This is a genomic window from Aquipuribacter nitratireducens (genome assembly GCF_037860835.1).
Lineage (GTDB): Bacteria > Actinomycetota > Actinomycetes > Actinomycetales > JBBAYJ01 > Aquipuribacter > Aquipuribacter nitratireducens.
The window spans coordinates 521,773-536,159 of sequence record NZ_JBBEOG010000001.1 but is presented as its reverse complement, the minus strand read 5'-3'; the positions used below and the strand labels follow the sequence as shown (position 1 = coordinate 536,159).

12 protein-coding genes are annotated in these 14,387 nt (G+C 75.4%); 5 read left to right on the top strand and 7 right to left on the bottom strand.

The features are described 5' to 3' along the window. The first annotated feature begins 100 nt into the window (after positions 1-100). A complete protein-coding gene (locus WAB14_RS02360; RefSeq protein ID WP_340266989.1) occupies positions 101-904 on the top strand; it encodes an IclR family transcriptional regulator in 804 nt (267 codons plus the stop codon). Continuing rightward, positions 901-2,427, top strand: coding sequence for a glycerol kinase GlpK (gene glpK, locus WAB14_RS02355; protein WP_340266987.1), 1,527 nt, complete (start codon positions 901-903; stop codon positions 2,425-2,427). Before WAB14_RS02360 ends, glpK begins: the two co-directional genes overlap by 4 nt. Before the next feature lie 47 nt (positions 2,428-2,474). Here glpK and WAB14_RS02350 read toward each other — a convergent pair whose 3' ends face one another. Beyond that, positions 2,475-3,254: an IclR family transcriptional regulator gene (locus tag WAB14_RS02350; protein ID WP_340266985.1), complete on the bottom strand. Its 780-nt coding sequence runs from the start codon at positions 3,252-3,254 to the stop codon at positions 2,475-2,477. Between the two features lie 122 nt (positions 3,255-3,376). Here WAB14_RS02350 and dhaK point away from each other — a divergent pair, with 122 nt between their 5' ends. Genes dhaK through ptsP form a run of 3 tightly spaced genes read left to right on the top strand, consistent with a single transcriptional unit; the run spans position 3,377 to position 7,589 of the window. Continuing rightward, on the top strand, positions 3,377-4,378 hold the full coding sequence (dhaK, locus tag WAB14_RS02345; RefSeq protein ID WP_340266983.1) for a dihydroxyacetone kinase subunit DhaK: 1,002 nt from the start codon (positions 3,377-3,379) through the stop codon (positions 4,376-4,378). A 2-nt stretch (positions 4,379-4,380) separates the two neighbouring features. After that, a complete protein-coding gene (gene dhaL / locus WAB14_RS02340; protein WP_340266981.1) occupies positions 4,381-5,028 on the top strand; it encodes a dihydroxyacetone kinase subunit DhaL in 648 nt (215 codons plus the stop codon). Then, positions 5,025-7,589, top strand: coding sequence for a phosphoenolpyruvate--protein phosphotransferase (gene ptsP, locus WAB14_RS02335; protein WP_340266979.1), 2,565 nt, complete (start codon positions 5,025-5,027; stop codon positions 7,587-7,589). The genes dhaL and ptsP overlap by 4 nt, the downstream gene beginning before the upstream one ends. Here the strand turns inward: ptsP and WAB14_RS02330 are convergent. From WAB14_RS02330 to WAB14_RS02305, 6 genes are all read right to left on the bottom strand, one after another. Continuing rightward, positions 7,537-8,658 carry a GuaB3 family IMP dehydrogenase-related protein gene (locus WAB14_RS02330; RefSeq protein ID WP_340266977.1) on the bottom strand — a complete coding sequence of 374 codons (1,122 nt, stop codon included), beginning with the start codon at positions 8,656-8,658 and terminating at the stop codon, positions 7,537-7,539. The genes ptsP and WAB14_RS02330 overlap by 53 nt on opposite strands. An 80-nt stretch (positions 8,659-8,738) precedes the next feature. Further along, positions 8,739-9,956, bottom strand: a complete 1,218-nt coding sequence (gene fdhA / locus WAB14_RS02325) for a formaldehyde dehydrogenase, glutathione-independent (RefSeq protein WP_340266975.1) — start codon at positions 9,954-9,956, stop codon at positions 8,739-8,741. Between the two features lie 137 nt (positions 9,957-10,093). Next, positions 10,094-11,638, bottom strand: coding sequence for an IMP dehydrogenase (guaB, locus tag WAB14_RS02320; RefSeq protein WP_340266973.1), 1,545 nt, complete (start codon positions 11,636-11,638; stop codon positions 10,094-10,096). A 62-nt stretch (positions 11,639-11,700) separates the two neighbouring features. Then, positions 11,701-12,927 carry a hypothetical protein gene (locus WAB14_RS02315; protein ID WP_340266971.1) on the bottom strand — a complete coding sequence of 409 codons (1,227 nt, stop codon included), beginning with the start codon at positions 12,925-12,927 and terminating at the stop codon, positions 11,701-11,703. After that, positions 12,924-13,565, bottom strand: a complete 642-nt coding sequence (gene shbA, locus WAB14_RS02310) for an RNA polymerase sigma factor ShbA (RefSeq protein ID WP_340266969.1) — start codon at positions 13,563-13,565, stop codon at positions 12,924-12,926. Before shbA ends, WAB14_RS02315 begins: the two co-directional genes overlap by 4 nt. A gap of 167 nt (positions 13,566-13,732) precedes the next feature. Beyond that, positions 13,733-14,383, bottom strand: coding sequence for a response regulator transcription factor (locus WAB14_RS02305; RefSeq protein WP_465251628.1), 651 nt, complete (start codon positions 14,381-14,383; stop codon positions 13,733-13,735). Between the last annotated feature and the right edge of the window lie 4 nt (positions 14,384-14,387).

Below are 14,387 nucleotides of genomic sequence, written 5' to 3'. Positions count from 1 at the left end.
CCACGGTCCCGGAGCCTCCGTCGGGCCCGGGACACGCGTCCCACCTGCGGTCGGGACGCTAGGGACGCCGCAGGACCGGGACAACAGTGAGCATTCGACAATGTCGAACGTCGACGGCGCGCGCGTCGACTCCTACGGTGGCCGGGTGCCCGGCGCGATCCAGTCCGTCGAGCGGGCGGTCGCGGTGCTGCGACTGCTCGCGACCGGGCCGCGCCCGCTGTCGCTCGGGGAGGTGGCGGGCTCGCTGGGGCTGCCGAAGGCGACGACCCACGGGCTGCTCGCGACCCTGGTGGCGGTCGGCTTCGTCGAGCACGACCGCACGACGGGGCACTACTCCCTCGACGGCGGCCTCCACCGGGTCGACTCCCACCGCACCGACGGCAACGTCCTGCGCTCGCTGTCGATGAACTGGGCCGACAGCCTGGCCGCCCACGCCGGGGAGGCCGTGCACGTCGGCATGCTGGTCGGGCGCTGCGTCGAGGTGGTCCACCACGTCTTCCGCCCGGACGACACCCCGCAGCGCCTGCAGACCGGTCTGCGGCTGCCGGTCCACGCGACCGCCCTCGGCAAGGTCCTGCTCGCGGCGCACCCGGCGCTCGTCGGCGTGCTCGGTGGCGATGCACCCGAGGCGTTCACCACGCGCACGCTCACCGGCCCCGCCGACCTCGTGCGGACCGTGGCGGAGGTGCGGGCCCGGGGCTTCGCCGTGGCGGTCGGGGAGCACGAGCCGGACCGTGCCGACGTCGCCGCGCCGGTCCGCGACGCCGGCGGCCTCGTCGTCGGCGCCGTCGGCCTCACCGGGGCCGTCGACCGGCTGTGCGACGGCCGGGGCGTGGTGCGCGCCCGCTACGCCGAGCAGGTCGTCGAGTGCGCCCGGAACGTGTCCGCGGAGCTGGCCGGGTGAGCGACCCCGTCGTCGCGGCGATCGACCAGGGGACGACGTCGACGCGGTGCATCCTCTTCGACCAGGCGGGACGGCTCGTGTCCGTCGCGCAGCACGAGCACGCCCAGCTGCACCCGCTGCCCGGCTGGGCAGAGCACGACGCGCTCGAGGTGTGGCGCAACGTCCAACGCGTCGTGCCCGAGGCCCTCGCCCGGGCCGGCGCCTCCGCCTCCGACGTCGTCGCCCTCGGCATCGCGAACCAGCGGGAGACGACGGTGCTGTGGGACCCGCGGACCGGTCGGCCGTACGGTCACGCGGTCACGTGGCAGGACCTGCGCACGGCCGACCTCGTCGAACGGCTCGCCGCCGACGGCGGGCGCGAGCGGGTCCGCGAGCTGTGCGGTCTCCCGATGGCGACGTACTTCTCGGCCCCGCGGGTCCGCTGGCTCCTCGACGCGACGCCCGGACTGCGCGCCCGGGCCGAGGCCGGCGAGGTCCTGTTCGGGACGATGGAGAGCTGGCTCGTGTGGAACCTCACGGGCGGACCCGACGGCGGGGTCCACGTCACCGACGTCACGAACGCCAGCCGCACGATGCTCATGGACCTCCACACGCTCTCGTGGTCGCCGGAGCTGTGCGACGTCTTCGACGTCCCGATGGCCGTGCTGCCGGAGATCCGCTCCAGCTCGGAGGTGTACGGCGAGATGCGGCGCGTGCTGCCGGGGGTCCGTATCGCCGCGGCTCTCGGCGACCAGCAGGCGGCGCTCTTCGGGCAGACGTGCTTCTCCCCCGGCGAGGCGAAGTGCACGTACGGGACGGGCAGCTTCGTGCTCCTCAACACCGGGCGGGCGCCCGTGACGTCCCGTCACGGGCTCATCCCGACCGTCGCGTACCGGATCGGCGACCAGCCCGCGGTCTACGCGCTCGAGGGCGCGATCGCCGTGACCGGCTCGCTCGTCCAGTGGTTCCGCGACAACCTCGGGATGATCTCCAGCGCACCGGAGATCGAGACCCTCGCGACGACCGTCGACGACAACGGCGGCTGCTACATCGTCCCGGCGTTCTCCGGTCTCTTCGCCCCGTGGTGGCGCGCGGAGGCGCGCGGCGTCGTCGTGGGCCTCACGTCGTACATCACGCGGGGCCACCTCGCCCGCGCCGTCCTCGAGGCGACGGCGTGGCAGACCCGGGACGTCGTCGACGCCATGGACGCCGACTCCGGCGTCGCCCTGCGGGCCATGAAGGTCGACGGTGGCATGACCAGCAACAACCTCCTCATGCAGACGGTCGCGGACGTGCTCGGGGTGCCCGTCGTCCGGCCCATGGTGAGCGAGACCGTGTCGCTCGGGGCCGCGTACGCCGCCGGTCTGGCCGTCGGCTACTGGCCCGACCTCGAGGGCCTGCGACGCAACTGGCACCGGGCCGCCGAGTGGCAGCCGTCGATGCCCGAGGCCCGCCGCCGCCGCGAGCACGAGGACTGGAAGCGCGCCGTCGAGCACTCGTTCGGCTGGGCCCGATCCGGCACCGCCGGCGGCACCGGGGCGTAGGCCGACGCCGGTGCCGCAGGCGCCGACGACCGCACCCGGGTGCCTCCCTAGCCGTCGACGGCCTCCGGCGGGACGGGTGGTGCGGGTGGCCAGCGCGGGGCGCCGAGCTCACGCGACAGGGACCGGGCGGTCTCCCGAAGCGCCTCCTCGGTCTCCCGGGGTGGTGGCCACCGCGAGCTCGGCACCACGACGGACACCGCGGCGACGACCGTCCCCGACCGGTCCGCGACCGGCGCCGCGAGCCCGGCCTCCCCGATGACGGACTCGTCGACCTCGGTGGCGACGCCCGCCTCCGCGACGGCGCGCAGCTGGGCGCGCAGGGCGTCCGGGTCGACGAGCGTGTCACCCGTCATCGCGCGCAGCCCCGCCGCCATCACCCGCTCCGCCTGCTCGGGGTCGTTGGCCAGGAGCACCTTGCCGAGCGCGCACGCGTGCGCCTGCACCGCCATCCCGGTCTCGGGCATCTGCTGGGACCCCCCGGGCGCGGGCACGTGGTGGATGATCATCACCTCGTCGAAGAGCTCGACCCCGAGCCGCACCGCGAGGCCGGCGCGTCGCGCGAGCTCGTCGGCCCACCGCAGCGCCCGGACCCGCACCTCGTGCGTGTCGAGGTAGACGCTCGACAGCTTCACGAGCGCCGGCCCGAGCATGTACCGGGTCCCGTTGGGCTCCCGCGCCACCAGGCCGTGGGCGGCGAGGCTGGTGACGATGCCGTGGACCGTCGACGGTGCGAGACCCAGCTCGGCGGCGATCTCGCTGAGGCCCAGGTGCCGGGCGCCCTGCAGGCACATCAGCACCCGCGCCGCTCGATCGATGGACTGGATCACCGCTGACCTCCGACTGGACCGTCACCCTGCCACGCACCCTCGACGGCTCGACAGGCTTTCGATAATGTCGCAAGCACTTCGAGCGCGGCCACACCCGTCGACGACGACACGGAGGTCCCCCCATGAAGAAGCTCATCAACTCCCCCGAACAGGTCGTGCCCGACGCGCTGCGCGGCATGGCGGCGGCCCACCCCGATCTGCGGGTCGACCACGAGAACCGGGTGGTCCTGCGGGCCTCCGGGGCGGTCGAGGGCAAGGTCGGTCTCGTCTCGGGCGGCGGGTCCGGGCACGAGCCGATGCACGGCGGCTTCGTCGGGCACGGCATGCTCGACGCCGCCTGCGCCGGCGAGGTGTTCACCTCCCCCACACCCGACCAGATGCAGGCGGCGACGCTCGCCGTGTCCGGCGGCGCCGGCGTCCTCCACATCGTGAAGAACTACACCGGCGACGTCATGAACTTCGAGATGGCGGCCGAGCTCGCGGCGGCCGAGGGCGACGTCGAGGTCCGCTCCGTGGTCGTCGACGACGACGTCGCGGTGCAGGACAGCCTTTACACCGCGGGTCGCCGCGGCGTCGGGGCGACGGTGCTGCTGGAGAAGATCGTCGGCGCCGCGGCCGAGGAGCGCCGCGACCTCGCCGCGTGCGAGGAGCTCGCGAAGAAGGTCAACGGCAACGCCCGCAGCATGGGCATGGCCCTCACGAGCTGCGTCGTCCCCGCCGCCGGCGTCCCGACGTTCGAGCTCGGGGACGACGAGTTCGAGCTCGGCATCGGCATCCACGGCGAGCCCGGCCGCGAGCGTCGCCGGCTCGGCCCGCTCCGCGAGGTGGCCGAGCAGCTCGTCGAGCCCGTCCTGCAGGACCTGCCCGCGGCCGACGGCGCGCCCGTCGTCGCGTTCGTCAACAGCATGGGCGGCACGCCCCTCATCGAGCTGTACGGGCTCTACGCCGAGGTGGCCGCGATCTGCGAGAAGGCCGGGGTGTCGATCGCGCGGAGCCTCGTCGGCCCGTACATCACGTCGCTGGAGATGGCGGGTGCGTCGGTCACGCTCCTGCGGGCCGACGACGACCTGCTCTCCCTCTGGGACGCCCCGGTGAGCACCCCCGGCCTGCGGTGGGGGATGTGACGGTGGCGGACGCCGACCAGGCCTCCCTCGCCGCTCTCACCGACTGGCTGCGCCGCTTCGCCGCCGCGGTCGCCCGGGACGAGCGCCACCTCACCGACCTCGACGCCAAGATCGGCGACGCCGACCACGGCAGCAACCTCCGCCGCGGGACGGCGGCCGTCGTCGAGGCGCTCGACGCCGACCCGCCGGGCGACGTCGGCGCCGCGTTCAAGCAGGCCGGGATGACGCTCGTCAAGACGGTCGGCGGCGCGAGCGGCCCGCTGTACGGCACCTTCATGCTGCGCTTCGGCACGACGGCGGGGGCGGTGGACGCCCTCGACGCGACCGCCCTGGGTACCGCGCTCCGGGCGGGCTACGACGGCGTCGTGGCGCGCGGCAAGGCCGAGCCCGGGGACAAGACGATGGTCGACGTGCTCGAGCCGTGCCTCACGGTGTTCGACGAGGCGGTCGCCGGCGGTGCCGGGGCCGCGGCCGCGGCACGCGCCGCCGCGGACGCCGCGCCGGAGCGACGTGACGCGACCGCCCCCCTGCTCGCCCGCAAGGGCCGCGCGAGCTACCTCGGGGAGCGCTCGGTCGGCCACGTCGACCCGGGCTCGGCGTCGACGACGCTCCTGCTCGAGAGCCTGGCCGACGCCCTCGCCGGCCCGTGACGGCACCACCCGGGGGCGACCCGCGCGCGCCCCGCACGGACCGGGTCGGCCTCGTCGTCGTCTCGCACAGCCGACCGCTGGCGGAGGCCGCCGTGGCCCTCGCTCTCGAGATGGTCCACGAGGACCCGCCGGCCGTCGCGGTCGCCGCGGGGACACCGGACGGCGGCACCGGGACGGACGCCACCGCCGTACTCGAGGCCGTCGAGCAGGTTGGGGGTCCGGCCGGCGTCCTCGTCGTCATGGACCTCGGCAGCGCCGTGCTCAGTGCCGAGCTCGCCCTCGAGCTCGGTGGCGACCTCGGCTTCGAGGTGCGGTTGAGCGCCGCACCGTTCGTCGAGGGAGTCGTCGCCGCGGTCGTGCAGGCGGCGGGCGGGGCGACGCTGGAGGAGGTGGCGGCGGACGCCGCGCTCGCCGGCGGGGCGAAGGCCGAGCACCTCGGCGGCACGGCCGACCACTCGCCCGCCCCCGACGCGACGACCGACGACGAGGTCGCCCGCGAGGTCACCGTCGTCAACCCGCACGGTCTGCACGCCCGACCGGCGGCCGCGCTCGTGCAGCTCGTGCGCCGCCTCGACGCCGACGTCCGGCTCCACGACGTGACGTCCGGGCGGGGCCCGGTCGCCGCCCGCAGCCTCGTGGGGATCCAGCAGCTGGGCGCCGTCCGCGGGCACGTCGTCCGGGTCACCGCGTCCGGGCCCGGTGCCGCCGCGGCCGTCGACCAGGTCGTCGCCGCGGTCGAGGCGGGCTTCGGCGAGGGCACCGAGGCGGCGACCGCTCCCCCGGCGCCGGCGGTGGGGCCGGCACCGTCACCCACATCCGCGCAGGAGCGGCCGGGCGACGTGCGAGGGACGCCCGCCGCGCCCGGACGGGGCTGGGGCCGGGCCTGGTACCTGGAGGACACGCTGCCGCCACTGCCCGACGGGCCGGCCGGGACGCCGGAGCACGAGCGGGAGCGGCTCGAGAGCGCCCTCGCCGGTGCCGTGGACGAGCTGCGGGCACCTCACGGAACCGGCGGGCGGGCTCCGGACGACGCCGACGACCCCTACGCCGCGATCCTCGCCACCCACCTGCTCCTGCTCGAGGACGACAGCCTGCTCGCACCGGCCCGTGACGACGTCGACGCCGGCAGCGCGGCCGAGGTGGCGTGGCAGCGTGCCGTCGACCGCGTCGCCGCCGACCTCGAGGCGCTCGACGACGAGTACCTCGCCGCACGGGCGGCGGACGTGCGCGCGGTCGGTCGCGCGGTCCGCCGCCGTCTCCAGGGGGCCGGGCGCGGTACGACGAGCCGCCCCGGCGTCCTCCTCGCGCGCGACGTCACCCCGGACGACGTCCGGGCCCTCGATCCCGCCGAGGTGACGGCCGTCGTGACGGCGGAGGGCAGCCCGACCTCGCACGCGACGCTGCTCGCGCGCGCCGCCGGCCTGCCCCTCGTCGTCGCCGCAGGGCCCGCGGTGCTCGAGGTGCCGACAGGCACCACGGTCGCCGTCGACGGTGACGACGGCTCCCTCCTCGTGAGCCCGGCGGCCGACCTGCTCGGGCGGTGGGAGGCCGAGCGCGCCGAGCGCACCCGCACGGCCGAGGAGGCGCGCCGCCGCGCGGAGGGCCCGGCCGTGACCGGCGACGGCGTCCACGTCGAGGTCGCGGCGAACGCCGCCGGGGAGCACGACGCACGGACCGCGGCCGCCCACGGGGCCGACGGGATAGGCCTGCTGCGCACGGAGCTGCTCTTCGGCGGCCGCGACTCCCCACCGGACGAGGAGGAGCAGGTCGCCGCCTACCTCGCGGTCGCGGCGGCCGTCGGCGTACGGCGGGTCGTCGTGCGCACCCTCGACGTCGGGGGCGACAAGCCCGTGCCGTACGCCGACCAGCCCGTCGAGGCCAACCCCTTCCTCGGCCTTCGCGGCCTCCGGCTCCAGCTGGCGCGCCCCGACCTGCTCGCGACCCAGCTGCGGGCCGTCGTCCGGGCTGCGGCCGAGACGCCCCTCGGCGTCATGTTCCCGATGGTCGGCACGGTCGAGGAGCTCTCGCGGGCCCGCGAGGCGCTCCACGACGCCGCACGTGCCCTCGGGATGTCCGACCTCCCCACCGGCCTCGAGGTCGGGGTCATGGTGGAGGTGCCGGCGCTCGCGCTGCGGTCGCGGCACCTGCGCGGTCTCGTCGACTTCGTGTCGATCGGGACGAACGACCTCACGCAGTACGCGCTCGCCGCCGAGCGCGGCAACCCCCACGTCGCCTCCCTGGCCGACGGCCTCGACCCCGCCGTGCTCGCGCTCGTCGCCGCCACGTGCGAGGGGGTCGGCCCCGAGGTCCGCGTCGCGGTGTGCGGGGAGCTCGCGGGCGACCCGGCCGCCGTCCCCGTCCTCGTCGGGCTCGGCGTGCGCGAGCTGAGCGTCGGACCGCGCTCGGTCCCGGCCGTCAAGGACCGGGTGCGGGAGCTGGACGCCGCAGCGGCGCGGGACCTGGCCCGCCGCTGCCTCGAGGCGCCCGGCCCCGCGGAGGTCCGGGCCCTCAGCCCGGCCGGTAGGGCGACACCACGACCTCGACCCGCTGGAACTCCTTGAGGTCGAGGTAGCCGGTCGTCGCCATGGACCGGCGGAGCGCACCGAACAGGTTGGTCGTGCCGTCGGCGCTGCGCCCCGGGCCGAGGAGGATCTCCTCCAGCGGCGCCACGGTCCCGACCTGCACCCGCTCGCCGCGCGGCAGCACCGCGTGGTGCGCCTCCGGGCCCCAGTGCCAGCCCCGCCCCGGCGCCTCGACGGCACGGGCCAGGGCCGTGCCGAGCATGACGGCGTCGGCGCCGCACGCGACCGCGCTCACGACCGCCCCGCTGCGCCCGAGCCCGCCGTCGGCGATGACGTGGACGTAGCGGCCGCCGGACTCGTCGAGGTAGTCCCGGCGGGCGGCGGCGACGTCGGCGATGGCCGTGGCCATGGGCGCGTGGATGCCGACGGTCTGCCGGGTGGTGCGCGCGGCTCCGCCGCCGAAGCCGACGAGCACGCCCGCCGCGCCCGTCCGCATGAGATGGAGCGCCGCGGTGTACGTCGCCGCGCCGCCCACGATGACGGGCACGTCGAGCTCGTAGATGAAGCGCTTGAGGTTGAGGGGTTCGCTGCGGGTGGACACGTGCTCCGCGGACACGGTGGTCCCGCGGATGACGAAGAGGTCGACGCCGGCGCTGACGACCGTCTGCCACAGCTCCTGCGTGCGCTGGGGGCTGAGCGCCCCCGCCACGGTGACGCCGGCCGCCCGGACCTCCGCGAGCCGCTGCGTGATGAGGTCCGGCTGCACCGGGGCGGCGTAGATCTCCTGCATGCGCGTCGTCGCGGCGGCGGGGTCGAGCGAGGCGATCTCCGCCAGCAGGTCGGTCGGGTCCTCGTAGCGGGTCCACACGCCCTCGAGGTCGAGGACACCGAGCCCGCCGTGCCGCCCGACGGCGACGGCGGTGGCCGGGCTCATGACGGAGTCCATGGGGGCGGCGAGCAGGGGGAGCTCGAACCGGTAGGCGTCGATCTGCCACGCCGTCGAGACGTCCTCCGGGTCGCGGGTGCGACGGGAGGGGACGATGGCGACGTCGTCGAGGGAGTAGGCGCGGCGCCCGCGCTTGCCACGGCCGATCTCGAGCTCGTTCACGCCGCGACCCTAGTGGGCCGGTGCGGCGGGCCCGGACCCGCCGCACCGGCCACCTCGGGCCGCCCGGACCGTCGCGACCCTCAGGCCGCGACCGACCCGTGCGGGTCGATGACGTACTTCTTCGCCGCGCCGCTGTCGAAGTCGGCGTAGCCCTGCGGCGCCTCGTCGAGGCTGATCCTCGTGGCGTTGACGGCCTTCGCGATCTGCACCCGGTCGTGGAGGATCGCCATCATGAGGCCGCGGTTGTACTTCATGACCGGGCACTGGCCCGTCGTGAAGGACAGCGACTTCGCCCACCCCGTGCCGAGGCTGAGCGACAGCGACCCCTTCTTCGCCGCCTCGTCGATGCCTCCCGGGTCGCCGGTGACGTAGAGGCCGGGGATGCCGAGCGCGCCCCCGGCCGCCGTGAGGTCCATGAGCGAGTTGAGGACGGTCGCAGGTGCCTCCTGCTGCGCGCCCTCCCCGTGACCGCGGGCCTCGAAGCCGACGGCGTCGACGCCGCAGTCGACCTCGCGGACCCCGAGGATCTCCTCGATCTGGTCCCGGGGGTCGCCCTTCGACACGTCGACGGTCTCGCAGCCGAAGCTGCGCGCCTGCGCGAGCCGGTCCTCGACGAGGTCACCGACGATGACGACCGCCGCCCCGAGCAGCTGCGCTCCGGCCGCGGCGGCGAGGCCGACGGGTCCTGCTCCGGCGATGTAGACCGTCGACCCGACGCCGACCCCCGCCGTCACGCAGCCGTGGAACCCGGTCGGGAAGATGTCGGACAGCATCGTCAGGTCCATGATCTTGCTCATGGCCTGGTCCTTGTCGGGGAACGGCAGGAGGTTGAAGTCGGCGTACGGCACCATGACGTACTCCGCCTGGCCGCCCACCCAGCCGCCCATGTCGACGTAGCCGTAGGCCGAGCCCGGCCGGTCGGGGTTGACGTTGAGGCAGATGCCGGTCTTGCGCTCCTTGCAGTTGCGGCACCGTCCGCACGCGATGTTGAACGGCACGGAGCACAGGTCGCCGACCTTGATGAACTCGACGTCCCGGCCGGTCTCGACGACCTCGCCGGTGATCTCGTGGCCGAGGGCGAGGCCCTCGGGAGCGGTCGTGCGGCCGCGGACCATGTGCTGGTCGCTGCCGCAGATGTTGGTCGTGACGACCTTGAGGATCGCGCCGTGGTGCAGCGGCCGACCGACGTTGTCCGGGTTCACGCCCGGGCCGTCCTTCAGCTCCCAGCTCGGGTACGGGATCTCGTCGACCCGGACCTTGCCCGCCCCCTGGTACGTGACCGCTCGGTTCTCCGCCATCTGCCTGCCCCTCTCGTCACCGGTCGGCGACGGGAGGCCCGACGGCGCCGTCGCCCGTGCACGGATGCGCACAGGCGCAGCAAACTCCTGTCACGGGATCCGGACAACCCGGGACGGACCGGACGCGACCCCGGCGGTCAGCGGACCGTGTAGTTCGGCGCCTCGTTCGTCATGCGGATGTCGTGCGGGTGGCTCTCCTTGAGCCCGGCCGACGTGATCCGCACGAAGCGCCCACGGCGCTTCAGCTGCTCGACGGTCTCTGCTCCGACGTAGAACATCGACTGCCGGAGCCCCCCGACGAGCTGGTGCGCCACCGCCCCGAGCGGCCCCCGGTACGGCACCTGCCCCTCGACGCCCTCCGGGACGAACTCGTCGTCGGCGACGACGTCGTTCTGGAAGTAGCGGTCCTTGCTGAACGACCGGGCACCGGCGCGGGTCTGCTGCGCACCGAGGCTGCCCATGCCGCGGTAGGACTTGTACTGCTTGCCGTTGACGAACACGAGCTCGCCGGGGCTCTCCTCGCACCCGGCGAGGAGCGAGCCGAGCATCACGGTGTCGGCCCCGGCGACGAGCGCCTTCGCGATGTCGCCGGAGTACTGCAGGCCACCGTCCCCGATGACGGGCACACCGGCGGGGGCGCAGGCCTGCGCCGCCTCGTGGATGGCGCTCACCTGCGGCACGCCGACGCCCGCGACGACCCGGGTAGTGCAGATGGAGCCGGGCCCGACGCCGACCTTGACGCCGTCGACACCGGCGTCGACGAGGGCCTGCGCGGCGGCGCGGGTCGCGACGTTGCCGCCGACGACGTCGACCCCGCCCACCGACGGCTCGGCCTTCAGCCGGCGGATCATGTCGAGGACCGCGCGGGAGTGCCCGTGGGCCATGTCGACGACGAGGAGGTCGACGCCGGCCTCGACGAGGAGCATCGCGCGCTTCCAGGCGTCCTCGAAGATGCCGATGGCGGCCGCGACCCGGAGCCGGCCGTCGTCGTCCTTGGTCGCGAGCGGGTACTGCTCGCGCTTCGTGAAGTCCTTGACGGTGATGAGGCCGCGGAGCCGCCCGCTGTCGTCGACCAGCGGCAGCTTCTCGACCTTGTGCCGGGCGAGCAGCGCCATGGCCGCCTCGGGCGAGGTGCCGACGGGGGCCGTAACGAGCGGCATCCGGGTCATGACGTCGCGGACGCAGCGGGTGTTGTCGCTCTCGAAGCGGAGGTCCCGGTTGGTGACGATGCCGAGGAGGACACCGGCCCCGTCGACGACCGGCAGGCCGCTCACCCGGTAGCGCCCGCACAGGGCGTCGACCTCCGCCAGGGTCGCGTCCGGGCTCGTCGTGACGGGGTGGGTCACCATGCCTGCCTCCGACCGCTTGACGAGGTCGACCTGCTGCGCCTGGTCCTCCGCTGACAGGTTGCGGTGGAGCACACCGAGCCCGCCCTGCCGCGCCATCGCGATGGCCATCCGGGACTCCGTCACCGTGTCCATGGCGCTGGACAGCAGCGGGACCTCGACGTGGATCCGTCGCGACACCCGCGACCGGGTGGAGGTCGCGCTCGGCACGACGTCGCTCTCGCCGGGCAGGAGGAGGACGTCGTCGTACGTGAGGCCGACGGTCGCGAAGGGGTCCGGCACAGGGACCTCGTCGGCGGCGGCGTTCACGGGGGCGGCGGGACGCTCGTTCACCACGCCCCGATGGTAGGCGCTCGGGGCGGGCGCCCCGACCGCCCGCGGGCCACCGGGGGGACGGCTCAGCCGTCGGACGTGGGCCGACCGCCGGACGGGGGTGTGGGGGTCGCGGGAGCGGGAGCGGCCGTCGGGGTCGTGCTCGTCCGCGCGGTGGGCGTCGCCGGGGCCGCCGTGGCCCGCTCGTCGCCCGCCGGTGGTGGGGCGGCGGTCGGCCGCGCGGTGGTCGGGGGTGCTGTCGGCTTCGGAGCCGGCGGCCGAGGGGCCGCTGTCGACTTCGGGGCCGGGCGTTCGGGGGCCGCTGTCGGCTTCGGGGCCGGCTGTTCGCGGTCCGCTGTCGGCGGATCGGCAGGCGTGCCACCACCACCGTTCCCGGCACCACCACCGTTCCCGGCAGCCCCACCGTTCCCGGCAGCCCCACCGTTCCCGCTAGCCCCACCGTTCCCGGCAGCCCCACCGTTCCCGGCACCACCACCGTTCCCGGCACCACCACCGTTCCCGGCACCACCACCGTTCCCGGCACCACCACCGTTCCCGGCACCACCACCGTTCCCGGCACCACCACCGTTCCCGGCACCACCACCGTTCCCGGCAGCCCCACCGTTCCCGGCACCACCACCGTTCCCGGCAGCCCCACCGTTCCCGGCAGCCCCACCGTTCCCGGCACCACCACCGACACCTCCGGGGCCGCCCTCGGCCGCGGCGGCGCGCAGCTCGACGACGACGCTGTCGACGTCCGGCTCGAGTCCGTCGCGCACCTCCGGCGGCAGCTCGTCGAGGAGGGCCGCGACCTGGTCGAGCAGCACGCGGGCGCCGGCGACGTCCCCCTCGGCCAGCGCGAGCCGGGCCGCGACGAGCGTCGTCTCGATGCTGGTGGCCGCCTGCGCCGGCGACGGGGACAGGCGGCCGATGTCGTGGACGGCACCCCCGACGCCCAGCGAGACGACGACGGCGGCGGCCGCGGCGGAGACGAGCCACCACGGTCGAGCCCGCCCCCCCGGCGCAGCCGGGCGTGCCGTGAGGACAGTCGGCGCGGTCGCGCGCGGTCGTGCCGTCGTCGGGCCGGGCGAGACGGGTGCGACGGGCGGGGTCCCGAGCCGCGCGACCGTCTCGGCGTCGACGGTCGCCGCCCACCCGGCGAGCAGGCGGGCGAGCCCGTCGTCGTCGGCGGCGACCCGGCGGAGGTCGCCACGTGCGGCGAGCGCGTCGACCAGCGCGTCCGAGCTGCGCACGGCGGCGAGCGAACGCGTGGCCTCCTCCGGGCCGAGCTGCGACGGGCGGCGCGGGCTCACCGACGACCCCGCCCGGTCGCACCGGAGCCGGGGCTGCCGGCGTCCTCCTCGGCGAGCAGCACCCGCAGCCGGCCCAGCGCCCGGTGCTGCGCCACCCGCACCGCACCCGCGGTCATGCCGAGCGCCGCGGCCGTCTCCTCGGTCGACAGACCGACCGCCACCCGCAGCACGAGCACCTCGCGCTGCTGGCCGGGCAGCCGGTCCATGAGCCGCGTCACCCGGTCCGCCTCGGAGGACACCTCGGCGCTGCGCGCGGGGTCGTCGGCGAGGGCGTCGCTGTGCCCGTCCGGGAGCTCCTCGACCGGCTGCTCCCGCCCGAGCGCCTGGCGCTGCGCGTCGGCGACCTTGTGCCCGGCCACGCGGAACACGAACGCCTCGAACGGGCGTCCGGTGTCCTGGTAGCGGGGCAGGGCGGTCAGCACGGCAACGCACACCTCCTGGGCCACGTCGTCCGCGGCCTGCTCGGCGCCGGGGTAGCCGCGGAGCCGGGCGCGGCAGTACCGGTGCACCCGCTGCCGCACCCCGGCGATCAGGGTCTCGACTGCTGCGGACTCCCCGGCCACGGCCCGCGTGACGAGCCTCGACCACAGGCTGCCGTCAGGGGGACCGGCGCCTGCTGGGGCGTCCTCGTGCGACATCGCGACAACCCGTCGAGTCGTTACAGACCAGCACCGTGCGGGCACGGTGCGTCACTCGTTCGACGGACGACGCCCGTGCCCCTCGCGGTGCGGGCGGCGCGGCACAGGTGCATGGCAGGTCCTCGTCCCCGGGTCGGCCCGTGCGACGGGCACCGCCAGGCTAGCTGTCAGCGGACCAGGCCGAGGCGGAAGCCGGTCGCCACCGCCTGGGCGCGGTCGGCGGCGTCGAGCTTGCGGAAGAGGCGACGGGCGTGCGTCTTGATCGTGTCCTCGGAGAGGAACAGCTCCTTGCCGATGGCGGCGTTGCTGCAGCCACGGGACATGCCGTCGAGCACCTGGACCTCGCGCTCCGTCAGCTGCACGGCGCTCCCGCCCGGACGGCCCCGCGTCTGCGCGGGGACCTGTCGGCGCGTGGCCTCGCTGAGAGCCGCGGCGAGCGCGATGGACAGCTCCTCGGGGCTGGCGTCCTTCACGACGTAGCCGCGGGCGCCTGCGGCGATGGCGCGGGCGAGGCCGTCGGCGTCCTCCGCCATCGTCGTCATGAGGACGTTCGCCTCCGGGTGGCGCGTCAGCAGCCGCTTCGCGGTCTCGACCCCGCCGATGCCGGGCATGCGGACGTCGAGGAGCACGACGCTCGGGCGCTCGACGGGCCAGCGTGACAGCGCCTCCTCCCCCGAGGCGGCCCCGACGACCCGCGTGATGCCGGGCAGCCCGCCGACGGCACGGCGCAGCTGCTCACGCACGATGGGCGTGTCGTCGACGACGAGGACCGTGGCCACGAGGGCTCCCTTCTCCGGCACCCCCTCGGGGCGCTCCACGAGC